Here is a 16,814-nt window from a genome sequence, read left to right as displayed (position 1 = left end):
CCGTTAACGCTTAGTGGTTAATGCAAGGCTAACACCTAATTTATCAATGGCTTATGCGATTTCAAATCCATACCCTGTCTGCGAATAAGTGTGTTCTCTTAATCTTGCAGGCAGGGTGGGTTTATCGATAGAGGCTATCATTCTGGCTTTCGGCCAAGGCTTTCAATACAATCCCACACAACTCATTGATAAATGTCGCTCGGCAATGGCTTGCTATTGTTAGGTATCGATATTTTTAGTTTCAAGGTTTTTACATGAATCGCTTGTCCCCCCAAGATCCTATCCAATTGACTCGCACCACGATTGAGTCATTATTCACGCCGCCAACCTTAATGCGCGCCCGTGATTATGTGATGAAAGGACGGGTCTTGAGCGCCAAAGCGAATGCCGATTTTCGTCATATTGAAGGTCGCGTCATGGGGACGGAATCCCAGCCCTATCGGCAAGATATTCGCCTCGTGAGTGTGAATCATAAGTTGATCATGAATGGCTTCTGTTCATGCCCCGCAACTGGGCATTGCAAGCATATTGCCGCCGTGCTTTACAGTTTACTGAGTGATAGAACCGTTGAAGAACAACGTATTGCTCAGTGGTTACATCTGCTAGACGAAAGTGATGATCTCACGGTTTCAAATGTCGATTTACTCTATGACGATCGCGTGCTGTACGTGTTATCCAAAGATGATAACGGCGTTTACCTTGAACTAAGAAAAGGCAAGCTGGCGAAGAAGGGCGGCTATAACAAAGGCTCTAAAATCGCGTTATCCGATGTGCAATATTACATGCCCGCTTGGATTGGCGCCGAAGACGTGCTCATCATCAATCTTATTATGTCGACTCGCCGCCACGGTGCCTCGCGTCTGTATCTTAAAGCTCAGTTAGGCGCTATGGCGCTGGAAAAAATGCTCGTCACTGGGCGATGTTTTTGGGAAGAGAGCCGTTTAGCGCTCACCCGAGGTGAACCGTTAAAGCCTGAATTTATTTGGCTGGATAAGGATGCCGAGCACAAGCAGATGCAGTTAACGCTGCCCAATAAGGACAATTGGGAGCTAATCCCCTGTGAACCGCCGACTTATATCGATTTAGATTATTTTAAGATAGGCGCATTAGAGACAGAGATCAGCGTTGAAAAACTCTTGTTACTCAGCCAGATGCCGCCAGTGCCTAGCTCGCAGATTGAAATGGTGAGTCACAAACTGATTAAGCATTTTTCGGCAAAAACCGTACCTACGCCCGCTTCGATTGATTTTGTCGAGCTGCAAGTGCCGCTGCAAGTCAGGTTGACCTTAACCGCGCAGGAGTTACCCGAGTTTGCTATGGCGCAGCCATTAGTGCTGCTGGAATTTGTTTATCAAGACGTGGTGCTTGGCGGCCAATATCCCGATGAGCCCTTGTCCTTAGTTACCCATCAAGGCAAAACCTATCAAGTCGCGCGTCAACTCGATGCGGAAATGGATGCCATTAATCGTTTGATGACATTGGAACTGGTCGAACTGGCGCCTTCTTTTATCTCGAATAGCGGCAGTTATGCCAGTATTTGGGGGGTAGGGCCACTGCCAGAAACCATTGATGCTTGGTTGCACTTTATCCAACAGGAAATCCCAGCGCTAGAGGTCTTAGGCTACCAAGTGCATTTTGCCGACCATTTCAGTTTGAATGTGATTGATACTCCGCTGGCGATTGAACTGGATGATACCCAAGAGGGGTGGTTTTCTCTGTCACTGAATGCTGACATCGATGGTCAAATAGTGCCTATGCTGCCCTTAATTGCCACTTGGCTTAAGCAGTATGGTGAGCCCGCCGATGATGCAGAATTACTGCTGCCCAGCCCAAATGGCGATTGGTTAAAAGTCAAAGCTAGCGTGATTAAGCCGCTGATCAGCATTATTTTAGAGCTGTTTGACAGTCACAAAGGCAATAGCGTGTCTTTGCCTAAATACCGTGCCCACCTATTAAATGATTTTGCCGACAGTGATATTCGCCTGCTTAATGGTGAACGGGTGCGCAGTTTAGCAACTAAACTTGAAAACTTTAACGGCGTGTTAGAGGTTGCAGTCCCAGACAACTTAAATGCTGAGTTACGTCAGTATCAACAGCAAGGGTTGAATTGGCTCTGTTTTTTAAAGGAATATCAGCTTGGCGGTATTTTAGCCGATGATATGGGGCTAGGGAAAACCATTCAAACCTTGGCCTTTTTACTCAAACAGCAAGCGCTAAAACCCGTAGGGGCTAACCATGCTCCAAGCCTCATTATTTGCCCAACGAGCTTAGTGGGTAATTGGGCAAAAGAAGCCGCGAAATTTGCACCTTCGTTAAAGCTTGTCGTGATTCATGGCGCCTTGCGTAAGCCTTTGCTCGAGCGCTTAGGTGAGTTTGATATTGTGGTGACGACCTATCCGCTGATTGTGCGCGACAGTGACTATTACCAACGGCAGGTGTTTGAACATATCGTGCTCGATGAAGCGCAGCAGATTAAAAATGCGCAGGCGAAAGTGACTCAAGTGATTAAAGCTCTTAAAGCGCCGTTTAGATTGTGTCTGTCGGGTACGCCGCTTGAAAACCACTTAGGTGAACTTAAGTCCTTGATGGACTTTTGTTTGCCCGGATTACTCGGCACGAATGCCTTCTTTAACAAATCCTTTAGGCACAAAATTGAACGTTATGGCGATAGGGATCAAGCGCAAATCTTGAGCCAGCGGATTGCGCCTTTTGTGCTGCGCCGAACCAAAGATGAAGTGGTCGGTGAATTACCCTCTAAAACCGAAATCTCCCAGAGCTTAGAGTTAGAAAAAGATCAGCGAAATCTCTACGAGAGTATTCGACTGGTGATGGAGAAAAAACTGCGGGATTTATTTGCCTCTCAAGGTGTTGCTAGCAGCCATATCGAGTTTCTCGATGCTTTACTTAAGCTACGCCAAGCCTGCTGCGATCCGCGCTTAGTGAAGTTAGAGCAAGCGCAAAAAGTGAAGAGTAATGCTAAGTTAGACTGGCTAAAACAGAATTTGCCCGAGATGGTGCAAGAGGGGCGCAAGATATTAATTTTCAGCCAGTTCACTAGCATGCTTAGCCTGATTGAAGCAGAGCTGGTGGACTCGGGGCTCGATTACAGTAAGCTCACTGGGCAAACTCGCCTGCGCCAAGCGCAGATAGATAAGTTCCAAGAGGGCGATACGCCTGTGTTCTTAATCAGTTTAAAAGCAGGCGGCACTGGGCTTAATCTCACCGCGGCGGATACTGTGATCCACTATGATCCTTGGTGGAATCCAGCGGCGGAAAAGCAGGCAACGGACAGAGCCCATCGTATCGGCCAAGATAAGCCCGTGTTTGTCTATAAGCTGATTGCCGAAGGCACAGTAGAAGAAAAAATTCAAGAAATGCAGCAGCATAAGCAAAGTCTGGCGGACAGTATTCTCGAAGGTAAAGGCAAGGGCACATGGCAAGGAAGCGCCGATGAACTGTTATCGCTCTTTAGCTAATCGTGGCCAGTTTTTCTAAATTGATTGAATCATTTGACTGAGGTGAACCATGCAGTACCAAGTCGACACTCATACCCATACTGTGGCTTCGAGCCATGCTTATAGCACGATTCATGACTACTTAGCGGTGGCAAAGCAAAAGGGGATTCGCTTATTTGCGAATACAGATCATGGGCCTGCGATGGCCGATGCACCGCATTTTTGGCACTTTGTGAATTTAAGAGTGTTGCCGCGTATGGTCGATGGCGTCGGGATTTTGCGTGGTATCGAAGCAAATATTAAAAATATCGACGGCGAGATTGATTTCTTTGGCGATTATTTAAAGCAGCTCGATATTGTGCTCGCGGGATTCCATGAGCCCGTCTATCCTCCGTCAGATAAAGCAACTCACACAGAGGCCATGATTAATGCGATTAAGAGCGGCAAGGTCGATATCATTACTCATCCGGGTAACCCCGCTTATCCAATTGATATTGAAGCCGTTGCCCGCGCCGCTGCAGAATACGGTGTAGCGCTTGAAATTAACAATTCCTCCTTTGAAGTATCCCGTAAGGGCAGCGAAGCCAATTGCACTGCGATTGCTAAAGCGGCCAAGGAATTTGGCACTATTTTAGTTATGGGCTCTGATTCCCATGTGGCTTTCAGCTTGGGCGGTTTTGCGCGGGCGCAAGCGATCATCGAGGAAGTGGCTTATCCGCCATCACGCTTACTTAATCGCAGTCCTTCTGCACTCTTGGCCTTTCTAGCCGCCCGTGGCCATGAAACCGTCGCCGATTTGATCCCCTTATTTAGTGATGATGAGCCATGCTGTTGATCCGTGATGAAAATAGTGGCAATTAAAGTGAAGCCACTTCAATGTGTTGAGACGAGAGCCACAGACGCTAACACTCCTCAAGTGGTAATAATCACGGGCGCGAAGAGTCAGCTCGCAGAGGCCTTGCTGAGAGTCGCTGCCGATATTGGCGAGCTAGCCCTAAATAGCATCGCAAACACAAGCACAAACATAAGTGCAAACACAGGCGCACCGCTGAAGCTGTATGCGTTAAGTCGCAGTCAGTTAGACATTACCGATGCCGCCAATATTGCTGCCGTATTTGCTCAATATCGACCAAGCTGGGTGATCAATTGCGCGGCCTATAATGCGGTGGATGCTGCTGAGCATGATGCAATCGAAGCGCATCGGGTTAATGCACTTGGCCCTGAGTTACTGGCGCAGCAATGTTTACTGTCGGGCGCGCGCTTACTGCATGTGTCGAGCGATTATGTGTTTGGTGGTCATGCTGTTTGTGGTATTGCTCATGCAACTGAACGTGCGGTAAGTGATGATAGAGAAGCTGGCTTTGAACAGCATCAAAACCCTGACTTAGCTCCAAATTCAAATCCAAACCATTTACCAAGGCCATTTGTTGAGCTCGATGCTCCCGAGCCGTTGTCTGCTTACGGCAAGAGTAAGTTGCTCGGTGAGCAGAAGGTATTGGCGGTCTTGGGTGAGTGGGCAACGATTGTGCGCACTTCATGGCTTTACGGTCAAGATGGGCATAATTTTGTCAAAACCATGCTCAACTTGATGCGCACTCAGCCAAGCTTGCAGGTGATAGTCGATCAAATCGGCTGCCCGACATGGAGTGATGCACTTGCTAAGGTGATTTGGCAATTAGTCATGCAACAGTGTTCGGGCGTATTTCATTACAGCGCTCAAGGCCAGTGCAGTTGGTATGAATTTGCCTGTGAAATCCAGCGACAAGCCCTAGCGCTAAATCTGTTAAGTCTGCCAGTAGTTATCCAGCCGATGACCAGCGCTCACTATGCTAAACAAGCATTAAATCGCGGCGTGAATTTGGCAAAAAGGCCGAGTTATAGCGTGTTGAACAGTGGTAAATTACGCTCCACTTTGGTGGCCCATAATGCACTGTCGATGCCTGAACAAATCGAGTGGCAAGATTGGCGTCAGCAACTGAATTGCATGTTGCGGCGGTTATCTTGACGATAATGAGCGTGACTCACATTTTGCTTTAGGCTGCTTTAATCACGCTTTAAGCGTTTACGTCATCTGAGTGATTAACGCTGTCGAAAACAATAAGCCCGCCAATAATCAGATTTAAGCGACGGCTTTAGACTATCCGTATGAAAACATGGGCTGTGAATACGAATGCAGCTGGACTCAAGGCTCTTCTCAGCACCGATGGCTTGCCTTAGTATCGTAATCACTTTGTTTATCTGTGGTTTTGTGCGCAGCGGTTCAAGCCGTGAGTCTTAGTCTATTTTGCTTGATGTATGATGAATTTGTTCTAAATTCCCCTTGGATGACAATGGCATAATGCCAGAATATTTAATGCATTAAGGACGTTTCAGTGACAGACAAGACGACAATAGCACAGACATTGACCAAACAAGATTTATTGCAAGTGGTCGCGATTGCCAAAGCGGCGGGCGATGCCATTATGACGGTTTATGGTCAAGATGACTTTTCGGTGAGCCATAAGGGCGATGATAGTCCCGTGACGGCCGCCGATTTAGCCGCGCATCACGTGATAGTGGCGGCATTGGCAAAGCAGTTTGTCGGTATTCCTATTATGTCTGAGGAAGCGGCGGATATTGCCTGGGATGAGCGTCGTCAATGGCAAACCTATTGGTTAATTGACCCTTTAGATGGCACTAAGGAGTTTATTAAGCGCAATGGCGAGTTTACCGTCAATATTGCGCTTATCCATCAAGGGGTTGCAATCGCAGGTGTGGTATATGCGCCTGTGCTCGATACCTATTATTACGGCGCTAAGCATTTAGGTGCATGGCGTCAACAAGCGGGTCAAGAAAGTCCCTTATTGGGCGCTAAAGCGCCACGCGCGATGCCGATGATTGTTGGCAGTCGCTCGCACTTGAGCCCTGGTTTAGCGCAATATTTACAACAGTTTGGCGAGCATGACATCTTAAGCGTGGGTAGCTCGCTTAAGTTTTGTATGTTGGCAGAAGGCAGTGCCGATCTGTACCCCAGACTGGGTCCTACCAGCGAATGGGATACTGCGGCGGCGCAAGCTGTGCTCGAAAGTGCAGGCGGCACAGTTGTCTGTTATGACTCAGGTGAACCATTAACTTATAATCAAAAACCTGACATTTTAAACCCTTACTTTATTGCCACAGCCCCAGGCTGGGTGAAATAACGACCGTCTAGCATCGATATTCGTTGATGAAAGGGCGGGCTAAACACTGGAGTAGTATTCATGATGCGCATGGGCGTCGATTTAGGCGGAACAAAAATAGAATTAGTCGCACTGAGTGATGAAGGCAATGAGCTATTTCGCAAACGTGTGACGACGCCACGTGACTATCAGGGCACGCTAGCTGCGGTGGTCAATCTGGTCAAGGAAGCGGAAGCGACACTCGGCGAGCAAGGCACAGTCGGCGTGGGTATTCCAGGTGTGGTATCGCCCTATTCAGGTTTAGTCAAAAATGCTAACTCGACGTGGATCAATGGTCATCCCCTCGATGTGGATTTAGGGGAATTGTTGCAGCGTGAAGTGCGGGTTGCCAATGATGCCAACTGCTTTGCGGTATCTGAGGCGGTCGATGGTGCTGCCGCTGGTGCATCTGTGGTGTTTGGCGTGATTATTGGTACTGGTTGTGGCGCTGGCGTGGCAATTAACGGCAAAGTGCACGGTGGTGGTAATGGTATCGGCGGTGAATGGGGTCATAATCCTTTGCCTTGGATGACCAAGGAAGAGTTCAATACCACCCGATGTTTCTGTGGCAATCCCGATTGTATCGAGACCTTTATCTCTGGCACTGGCTTTGTGCGTGATTATAATGCGGCTTTGACGGCTGCAGGTACAGTGCGTACTGCTGCCAAATCAGGTGCTGATATTATGTTGTTAGTCGATGAGGGTGACGCTATTGCGGTTGCTGCATTTGATCGTTATATGGATAGACTCGCTCGTTCACTCGCCCATGTGATCAATATGCTCGATCCCGATGCCATAGTGCTGGGTGGCGGAATGTCGAATGTCGCAGCGATTTACCCAAGATTACCGGCATTGCTGGCCCATTATGTGGTGGGGCGTGAGTGCCATACGCCTGTGGTGCAGAATCTATACGGTTGTTCATCGGGTGTGCGCGGCGCAGCTTGGTTGTGGGAAAAGTAATCTTCGCTTGGATATCTGTACTCATCTAGTGAGCTTATTCGGCTTTGAGATCAATGCTTAATGGCTTATACGTTTTATAAACATTAGCCCAGCAAAACGCTGGGCTAATGTTATCTGCTGTGCGTTTCGCCGTATTTTGATGCTATGATTGCGCTCCTTTGGGTTGCTTGGCATGGACATCATGTTTTGGATTAAGAAAGTTGTTTCACAGGGGGTTATGCCTATTCCCTTTATCCTATTGTTATTACTGATTTCTTTTCTGGTATGGCGCCGTCGGAGCATGGCGAAATACTTAGTATCTTGCGCCTTCTTTCTCTTACTCTTTTTAAGCAGTCAACTGGGTGTGAATACCTTAGTGCGGCCATTAGAATCGGCTTACCCCATTAATTCCACACCCATCACTGGCGCTTGTTTTGTGATGGTATTAGGTTCGGCGCACTCGGATATTCAAGGTGCGACTGCGGTGCAATCCTTGTCTGCAGTAGCGCTTGCAAGGCTTAGTGAAGGTGTCAGACAACTTAACTTAGGCCAAGAATGCAGGTTGATCGTCAGCGGTTGGGGCGGTGAACTCACGCAGGTTTCCCATGCTGAAATGATGGCGAATGCCGCAGTTGAACTGGGCGTTGATAAACGTCGGATCATTCAATTCCCTTTAGCGCGAGATACGATAGAAGAAGCGCAATATTTACAGTGGGAATTAGGCGAAGAACCTTTTCGCTTAGTCACATCGGCCACTCATATGCCACGGGCTATGGCTATCTTCACCGCTAAAGGTTTACATCCTGAAGCCGCACCAACGGATTTTATTGGGAGAGATGATTTTTGGTGGCGTTTGACGGCGGATAATCTAGTGGCTTCTCAGCGGGCGATTCATGAATACATTGGCCGTTTGTGGTTATGGTTAAAGACCGTAAGTTAAAAATGGCAAGTTAAGGGTGTGGTTTCCGACTTCAATCTAAAGATAGTGAGTGTTAACAGGAAGATGAACAATGACAATTGAGTCAGAAATAGTGTCAGTGCGTCCTTTATCAAAACGAAATGGGTTAACCTTAACTTGGCTGGGCGGTTTAAGTCTGCTGCTGGGGTTGGGACTTTTTCTAACGTGGCCGGCCTTGTTTGCCGCGGGTTTGATGTTTTTTAGCTTAGGCGCGATTTCACTCATTCTCGGTTTAGCTAAGGTGTATGAGCCGGAAACGACCCTAGCATTAGATGACAAGGGGCTGACCTATTTTCATCGTCGCGGCAAAGTGTCTATCGGTTGGGATAATATTCAAAGGGTCGATATCCCGCGTGTGACCAATGGATTAGATACCATAGAGTTATCTTATTTAGGCATTAAGCTAAAACACTTAAATCCTATTTTGGACAATATCTCCCTGCGCTTAGCCACCGGCTTATTAACAGAGCAGCGGCCTTTATTGGTAACTGCAGCCTCGCAAGATGAAGACTTAGCGACTTTAGAAACTTATCTCGGCGCAGAGTTTGGTCCTTTGGTGATAGAAGGGGATCGTTATCGCGGTGTATTGGCGATGTTTGGGCATCGCTGCGTGATGTTAGATACGCGTTTAGGTTATCACTTGTATATTCCCCACGACAGTTTGGACAGAGAAGCTAAGGACTTTATTAAGCTGCTTAGACAACGTATTGCACAAGCCAGTCGCTTAGCGGATTAAGCTTTACCGCAGTTATTAATACGATTGATTGAAGATAATCGGTAATAAAAAAGGGGACCCGAAGGGTCCCCAATGAGTTGCAGAGATGAAGTTTGGGTTGTGCAGGGGCAACCCAAAGGTACTAGTACTGCAGTGCTACTCTGCGTGTACCTTATCTACGCCGTAGGTTTTTCCTTCAGCATGACAGGTCGCGCAAGATTCTACTGGTAGGTTAGGATCTGTCATTGCATCCGCTTCTACTACCGCACCGTTACTTCTAAAGTGAGCGACAGCTGCCGCATCAGAGTGAGCGTGACAAGTACGGCATGATTCAGCGACTGGGCTAATGTAGTAAGCACCTACTTTGATTGAGCGTTTGCCTGAAGTTAAACCACCGTCAGTTGCAAACAGTTTGGCATTGTCTTTATGACAAGCCGCACAATCTGTTTCAACAGCTGGATAACCGAACAAACCACCTTTCGCATCGCGGAAGATACCTTCTACTACACCGAAGTTACCGCTGTGGAAACGGTGAGCAACTGTGAATAGGTCTTTGTTATTGAAAGTCACTTCAGGATTAACAACTAACTTACCATCATCGCCTTTATAGCCAGTTGCACCGTGGCCAGAAGCGCCAGTGGTGTCGTTATGGCAGTGCATACATTGGTCGAAGGTGTAAGCGCCGTGTCTTGAACCTTTTGCATAATCTAAAGTGCCATGACAAGCATTACACTTAGTTTCTGCGACTGTGATACGAGTAGGATCAGTCATACGGGCTTTAGTGACTACGCTACCATCTGGGCTATAGAATTTCACTGCAGCTTCGTTACCGATAGGGCTAGTTGGACCAAACTCTAAGTTTGTAGTATTACAGCTAACCACTTTACCCGCTTTAGCACAGAAGTTGGCTTCTGAACCTACGTAGAGAGTGCCCACAGCTTGCGCATCTGGGATATCTTTAACGATAGTTAACACGCCACCAGCAAGTGTTCCACTGTCTAGCTTAATACTGATTGCAGCAGGTTTAACATCTCTCCAAGAGTACACAGTACCGTCAGTGGCCACATTACCGATCAATAGACCATTAGCGACAAACATCGCTGTTGGGTTACTGGTCGCGTTGTAGGCTTTTAACGATGTACCATCAGCAATTGGCGCACCATTTAAGGTGACATTGGCTGTTAAGGTTAAGGTTTTCATGCCTAGAGTCGCTGATGGAACTGTTGTAGCACTGGTGAAGTCAACTTTGAACAGAGATGCATACTCTGCACGTTTACCAACACTATGTACCATCGCAGGTGACAAGTTACCTGTGCCGTGGCAAGAGCTACATTGAGTATCATCTGCTTGAGCTAGGGCAAATTCAGAGTGGTTTTCACCGGTCGCAAAGTTGACTGTCATATGGCAGCCTACACAAGCTTGGGCGTAAATAGTGTTATAGCTAGGTTGGTCTGTAGTATGACAGGTCGTACATTCTTTCAGATCAGATGGGAAGCCAATTTCACTCCATTCTTTAGCGGTATTATTGCTAGTATCGAAGTTTGCTGCGTTTTCTGCGCCAGAGTGGATCCTGTGGATCATAGGTGCAAAGTCAAATATCAAACCTGCGGCTAGATCTGCATCACTTGGGATTTGATCTGGGTTATGGCAGGTCACACAATTTTTAACGCCTTGGTAGTTATGGTGGGCTGAAATATTGGCGATATGGCCATCTGCTTCACCGTGACATTTTTCACAGGCTGCGCTACTGACGGTATCTTTACCTGATGATGCAAGTTCATCAGTGGCAGGGATAAAGTCAACGGGTACAGATAAAATCTTGTCAGATAAGGCTACGCCTGCACTGTCAGTGACGTTGTAAGCACGTAGAAATATTCTGTGTACTGCATTTGGATTATCATTGGGATTAATGATTGGCGCTGCGCCATCATGTGCCCAAGTTGCAGTGTAAGTGCCTGGTGTTGCTGTATCTTCGGTTAAAGTACAAGCATTTTTAGTACCGTTAAGACCATCTAAGGTACAAGTTAGCGAAGTACCGGCGGCGTTCGCCATGGCATTGTTTTGCCATTGAATAGGGGCGCCAGTACCTGAGGTATTTTCATTTGCCGTTAAAGAATAAAGCGCAACTTTATCGAGTCCTGTAAAAGGAACATCTTTGTTAGCATTTTTTCCGGTAACAGTAAATTTAACGCTGAAGCCTTCACTGCTGGTCACTTTAATGTCAGCTGGACTTAAAGTGAAAGCCAGATCAGTAATAGATTGAGCTGTCGTTGCGAAGGATCCCGCAGGGGTTCCCGGTGTACCTGGTGTTCCGGGAGTGCCTGGTGTTCCGGGTGTACCTGGTGTGCCAGGTGCCCCATCTTGACCATCGCTTCCGTCCCCGCAGGCGGTAAGGCTTAAGGTACTGACGAGAGCCAGTGCCAGTAGAGATTTATTGTAGTTTTTCATCATCGCGTCCCTTTTTCTTTCTATAAGACTGCGTGTGCAGTGCCTCTAATATAGGAGGATTCACCTACTTATAAAGTGGTATTTGCAAGTTTGTATCTGATATGTGAACGATGATTTAACAAACGCGAATGGGAATTCTAAAATTTGCATTTTGATATTTTAAATAATGAAATTCAGCTGGAAAGCCATGATGGGCATCACAATTTATATTTTTCAACTTGGGCTTTAGTGAAGAATTCATTTTCGGTTAAGCAAAATGCTTGAGGCTAAGATAGCCTAAATCTCAGTGATGGAATTGACGTTTTAAGCATTAAAGCGACAGGGGAAATAAGCGGTAATCTCATCTGAGGATAAGCCTTGTTAAGAGAGAAAATATCGATGAAATTTTGCTGTTTTAAACTTCGGTATTTTACTACCTAAACCCCGTTTAACATCGACTTATCGCAATGATGTAAACAAGGTTTAGTGAATGATATATCCACGAGCTTGGCTGAGCTTATTGTCTCGTGTTAGCGTGCGGGGTCGAGCGCGGCAAGTAAGGAACGCACGACAAGCGCGCTTTGACTTTGGCTGTAGCGCCGATGAATGGCTGGTTTTTCAATAAGATAATATTGTGGCGCCATCATAGTATCGTGGAGTCGATTGAGCTCTGTATCGCTTAGGCGTTCTAAGTGTAATCCGGGCATGTGTTTTACTGTGTGCATATCAATGCTGGAACAAAAAGCCACACTCTTCATGGTGAGTAAATGGGCGTACCACTCCTCCCTGTCGATGACTTTATCCACCGCTGGCAGCAAGAGGCCTTGGCGCTGGCAAAATAATTCTAAGGGGTCAATTTTGCTATTAAAGCCCTTCACTTCTTGGTAGAGGAATGGATGGCGACAGATTTGCTCTAAGGTAATATCGGTCTCAATCTGCCACAGAGGATGTTGTTTGGTGGCAACGATGTAAACACCATTGATTGTGCCAAGTTTGGTGTAACTTAATTCTTTATTTTCAGCGCTTTCTAAGGTGATGCCAAAATCCAGTACACCTGCGTGAATTAACTCTGCGCTATTTTCCTGCCATTTATGTAAACGTATTTGTCCTAATGCTTGGGCGACTTCAGGCGTGCTTAATTGCGGCGCTAAAAAGCTCAATAGTCCATTACAGGCGGCGATATGTAGTGGTAAATCGGCATTGATGGCTGCATTTTGTATCTGAGTTGCAGATTGTTCGAGGTGATAAACCGATTCAGTAAACTGGCAAATCGCCACATACAGGCTTTCTGCTAAAGGAGTGGGTTTTAGCCCCTGTTGTCGGCGATAGAAGAGTTCATCGTTAAAGGTCAGGCGTAATGCGTTGAGACAACGGCTGATTTTCGGTGCAGAAACATCCAACGCTTTGGCGGCACTGTTCGCGTGCCCAGTGTCGAAAATACTTTTAAATACCAGTAAGGTAAAAACATCGAGTTCACAGATTTGTTTGAGTAATACGTTGCTCATTTTGTATGTTGCCCTATATGAGTCTTAACTATTTTTTGCGGGGTTATTAGGGGCATTCTGTGGCCCTGACTCTGCTCCTTGCTATCCCCCTAACATCGCTATTAGCCGTGAGATTAACAGCAGTCGTGCGGATTAACTGTGATCACTCTCGGCAAAATAACAATTATTTAACTATTGTAAAGGGTGCTACTTCGCAGGCAGTTATTTGGCTGGTAAGGGTTTTGAGTCGGGGTATTAAAAAAATTGAGTAAATAATGCGTTAAAAATACAAGCTCGCCTAAGTGGGTGAGCTTGCGAGTGTCATTTATTCGCTGTTTTAGCGAGATTCTATAACATCGTTTTGTACGTGCGATAAGTTACCATTGGCTGTTACAGGTGTGTGGCCAATTGCATGGGAATAAATGGTTGGCGCATCTTCTTTAATCCGCATGCCAATAAACTGGCCGCCCTCAAAAATTTGCATTGAAGTGCTCGCCACTTCGCCATCGACAACACCATTATGCTGGATCACTAAGCGTTCACAAATGAGTCTGCCTTTGAAGTGTCCGTTCACGACAAACTCATGGCACTTGACTTCGCCTTGAATCGTACCGCCCTGTTCTATAGTGATATTAGCCTCAGAAAGCAGTTGACCTTGGATATCACCGCCAATAAGCACATCGCCCGTTAATTCGATATTCCCCGTGAGTTTAGTGCCTCGAGAAATAAAACTAAAAGAGGGACTTTGTTTAGGGGGGAAGAACAGTTTTTTTACAAACATCATCATAAATTAACTTAATTCGAGAAGGGATTAACAGAGTTCAATAGAGGCGCGATACTAGCGTAAAATCGATGATATGCACAGCTCTGTATGGGTTAATGTGATGGCTTTGCTGCATTAAGTCGGTCGGGTTATTTCAATGGCCTTGCTAGGGCAGGGAGCCACACAGGCGCCGCATCCGGTACAAAGTTCAAGGTCTATTTGCGGACGTGGAGCTTGGCCAATATTGAACACAAAACTGATGGCTCTAGGCTCACAGGCATCCTTACAACTTTGGCACCAGATCCCTTGAAAGGTTAAACAACTCTGTTGAATATGGGCTTGATACGACCAAGGTGTTTGGGCTAAATCGAAGATATTCTCAGGGCATGCCTTAGCGCACAGTGTACAAAAAGTACACTCATTGTCCTTAAAGGACACTTCAGGAAATCCACCATCGCCTTTGATGATGATCTGCGTTTCACACACCTCAATACAGGCTGAACAGCGCGTGCACACATCGGTGAACTCGATATCATCACGCACCCAAGGCGGCCTCAAGGCATTATCTTTACGGCGGCGAAAGAGGTTACGACGACTGTGATTAATACTTTGAGTCATGTTGCTCCTCGAACGGTTAATTATTTAAAGTGATGGGTGTATTCACAGTGATAAAGAAAAATGGCTTGGGATATTTCCACAAGCCATTCAATTTGTTAGCCGTTATAACCATTGGGATTGGTCGATTGCCAATGCCAGCTACTGTTGGCCATATCTTCTAGCGTATGTGTTGCTTGCCAGCCAAGATCTTCCCTTGCGTGGGTTGGATCGGCGTAGCAGGCGGCAATATCACCAGGGCGACGTGGCGCAATTTGGTAGGCAATGGTGTTACCACAGGCTTTTTCAAAGGCGTGAACCATGTCTAAAACACTATATCCTTGGCCTGTGCCTAAGTTATAGGTGACCAGACCCGGTTTAGTGGCCAATTTTGCCAGTGCTTTTAAATGGCCATTGGCTAAATCCACCACATGGATATAGTCACGCACGCCTGTCCCATCATGAGTCGGATAATCATCACCAAACACACTTAAGGCGGCACGTTTACCCACGGCAACCTGCGCAATAAAGGGCATTAAGTTGTTAGGGATATCATTAGGATCTTCGCCGATTAAGCCACTGGCATGGGCGCCAACCGGATTAAAATAACGCAGACGAGCGATATTCCAGCTCGGATCGGCATTGTGTACATCTGCCAGTATATGTTCAACCATCAATTTAGATTGGCCATAGGGATTGGTCGCCCCAGTGGGAAAGTCTTCGGTGATTGGCAAACTGGCTGGATCGCCATATACAGTAGCCGATGAGCTGAAAACGAGATTTTTCACCTTAAACTCCGCCATAACTTGGCAGAGGATAAGAGTTCCTGTGACGTTATTCTCATAATACTTAAGGGGTTTAGCGACGGATTCACCTACTGCTTTTAATCCAGCAAAGTGAATAACGGAATCAATAGCATGATCGTTAAACACTTTTTGTAATAAGGCTTTATTAAGAATATCGCCCTGATAGAAAGTGACCGATTTACCTGTTATCCGCTCGACTCGGTTTAAGGCTTCTATGCTCGAATTAGACAAGTTGTCTAACACAATCACATCACTGCCTGCATTGAGCAGTTCTACCACAGTGTGAGTGCCAATATAGCCAGCACCACCGGTCACTAAAATCGTCATTACTTCATCCCTTTTACAACGGTTTTTAAATATTGCGCAAAATCTTCACCGATTTCGCTGTGGCGCAGGGCGTATTCAACGTTCGCGCGCATATAACCTTGTTTGTTACCACAGTCGTGGCTCTTACCTTCCATGTAGTAAGCATTTACGGTTTCTTGCTTCATTAACATAGCGATTGCATCGGTTAATTGAATTTCATCGCCCGCGCCTGCAGGGGTTTTAGCCAGTAGTGGCCAAATGCTGGCAGGTAACACATAACGGCCTACAACGGCTAAGTTAGACGGCGCTTCATCCACGGCTGGTTTCTCAACCAGTTCGACTAATGGTTCTGATTCTCCAGGTTGTAAATCATGGCCATTCACATCAGCAATACCATATTGGTTAACTACATTGTGTGGCACGCCTTCAACCATGATTTGACCCACTTGGGTTTCATCAAACAGGGTAACCATAGCGGCTAAGTTATCGCGGCGCAGATCACAGCTGGCTTCATCGATGATCACATCAGGCAGCAATACTGCAAATGGTGCATCGCCGACGACAGATTTTGCACACAAAATGGCGTGGCCTAATCCTTTCGCCTGAGATTGACGCACGCTAATGATAGTCACGTCTTTAGGACAGATAGATTGCACGGCTTCGAGTAACTGACGTTTAACACGGCGCTCGAGTTGGGCTTCTAATTCGAAACTGGTATCGAAGTGGTTTTCGATAGAGTTTTTACTGGCGTGAGTCACTAAGACAATTTCTTTGATCCCAGCAGCGATAGCTTCACTGACCACGTATTGGATCAATGGTTTATCGACAACCGGTAACATTTCCTTTGGAATCGCTTTGGTCGCTGGAAGCATACGAGTGCCTAGGCCTGCGACAGGAATAACGGCTTTACGAATTTGATGTTGTTTCATTGCGAACCTTTTAGGTCAAGGAGATGCGGTTAATGGCCAATATTGTAAATGACCTGCACAGAAAAGCTATTTACAAACACTAAAAAAATGAGGAAATCTAAGTATTTTAACGGCAAATTCGGGCATAAGTTTTAGCAAAGGTAGCACAGTGGATCTAATCCAGCACCCATGGAGTGCAGCAACAGGGTGATTTTAATGACCTTGTAATATTTGCTTTACGTTTACGTCACAGTGGAGGCAC

Annotated in this window: 13 protein-coding genes; 7 read left to right on the top strand and 6 right to left on the bottom strand. The window is 46.4% G+C overall.

The window, feature by feature from the left end; all coding sequences use genetic code 11:
* The first annotated feature begins 254 nt into the window (after positions 1–254).
* The 7 genes from Q4Q54_RS02685 to Q4Q54_RS02655 all read left to right on the top strand — a co-directional run bounded on the left by Q4Q54_RS02685 (position 255) and on the right by Q4Q54_RS02655 (position 9,285).
* Entirely contained in the window at positions 255–3,476 is a 3,222-nt protein-coding gene (locus Q4Q54_RS02685; protein ID WP_311987624.1) for a DEAD/DEAH box helicase, read from the top strand.
* A 49-nt stretch (positions 3,477–3,525) separates the two neighbouring features.
* Positions 3,526–4,290, top strand: a complete 765-nt coding sequence (locus Q4Q54_RS02680; RefSeq protein WP_311987622.1) for a phosphatase — start codon at positions 3,526–3,528, stop codon at positions 4,288–4,290.
* Positions 4,291–4,296: 6 nt separating this feature from the next.
* The gene (locus Q4Q54_RS02675; protein WP_311987620.1) at positions 4,297–5,460 is read left to right on the top strand and encodes an NAD(P)-dependent oxidoreductase; all 1,164 of its coding nucleotides are present in this window, start codon (positions 4,297–4,299) and stop codon (positions 5,458–5,460) included.
* 367 nt (positions 5,461–5,827) lie between these two features.
* Complete coding sequence (gene cysQ, locus Q4Q54_RS02670) at positions 5,828–6,634, top strand: 3'(2'),5'-bisphosphate nucleotidase CysQ (protein ID WP_006081003.1); 807 nt, start codon at positions 5,828–5,830, stop codon at positions 6,632–6,634.
* A gap of 60 nt (positions 6,635–6,694) precedes the next feature.
* On the top strand, positions 6,695–7,612 hold the full coding sequence (gene mak, locus Q4Q54_RS02665) for a fructokinase (RefSeq protein WP_259510359.1): 918 nt from the start codon (positions 6,695–6,697) through the stop codon (positions 7,610–7,612).
* Positions 7,613–7,829: 217 nt separating this feature from the next.
* On the top strand, positions 7,830–8,531 hold the full coding sequence (locus tag Q4Q54_RS02660; RefSeq protein WP_311987729.1) for an ElyC/SanA/YdcF family protein: 702 nt from the start codon (positions 7,830–7,832) through the stop codon (positions 8,529–8,531).
* 70 nt (positions 8,532–8,601) lie between these two features.
* Complete coding sequence (locus tag Q4Q54_RS02655) at positions 8,602–9,285, top strand: DUF2982 domain-containing protein (RefSeq protein WP_311987616.1); 684 nt, start codon at positions 8,602–8,604, stop codon at positions 9,283–9,285.
* Positions 9,286–9,420: 135 nt separating this feature from the next.
* Here the strand turns inward: Q4Q54_RS02655 and Q4Q54_RS02650 are convergent, their stop codons facing one another.
* The 6 genes from Q4Q54_RS02650 to galU form a co-directional block, all read right to left on the bottom strand.
* Positions 9,421–11,715: an OmcA/MtrC family decaheme c-type cytochrome gene (locus Q4Q54_RS02650; protein ID WP_311889241.1), complete on the bottom strand. Its 2,295-nt coding sequence runs from the start codon at positions 11,713–11,715 to the stop codon at positions 9,421–9,423.
* 506 nt (positions 11,716–12,221) lie between these two features.
* Positions 12,222–13,196: a LysR family transcriptional regulator gene (locus Q4Q54_RS02645; protein WP_311898731.1), complete on the bottom strand. Its 975-nt coding sequence runs from the start codon at positions 13,194–13,196 to the stop codon at positions 12,222–12,224.
* Between the two features lie 316 nt (positions 13,197–13,512).
* Complete coding sequence (locus Q4Q54_RS02640; RefSeq protein WP_311987614.1) at positions 13,513–13,962, bottom strand: polymer-forming cytoskeletal protein; 450 nt, start codon at positions 13,960–13,962, stop codon at positions 13,513–13,515.
* A gap of 111 nt (positions 13,963–14,073) precedes the next feature.
* Positions 14,074–14,556, bottom strand: coding sequence for a ferredoxin-type protein NapF (gene napF, locus Q4Q54_RS02635; protein WP_311987612.1), 483 nt, complete (start codon positions 14,554–14,556; stop codon positions 14,074–14,076).
* A 95-nt stretch (positions 14,557–14,651) separates the two neighbouring features.
* Positions 14,652–15,665: a UDP-glucose 4-epimerase GalE gene (gene galE, locus Q4Q54_RS02630; RefSeq protein WP_107946977.1), complete on the bottom strand. Its 1,014-nt coding sequence runs from the start codon at positions 15,663–15,665 to the stop codon at positions 14,652–14,654.
* On the bottom strand, positions 15,665–16,573 hold the full coding sequence (gene galU / locus Q4Q54_RS02625; RefSeq protein ID WP_107402248.1) for a UTP--glucose-1-phosphate uridylyltransferase GalU: 909 nt from the start codon (positions 16,571–16,573) through the stop codon (positions 15,665–15,667). The genes galE and galU overlap by 1 nt, the downstream gene beginning before the upstream one ends.
* Between the last annotated feature and the right edge of the window lie 241 nt (positions 16,574–16,814).

The organism is Shewanella sp. SP2S2-4, assembly GCF_031932025.1.
In the GTDB taxonomy this organism is placed as follows: Bacteria; Pseudomonadota; Gammaproteobacteria; order Enterobacterales; family Shewanellaceae; genus Shewanella; species Shewanella baltica.
This window is presented reverse-complemented; position numbering and strand designations above follow the sequence as displayed.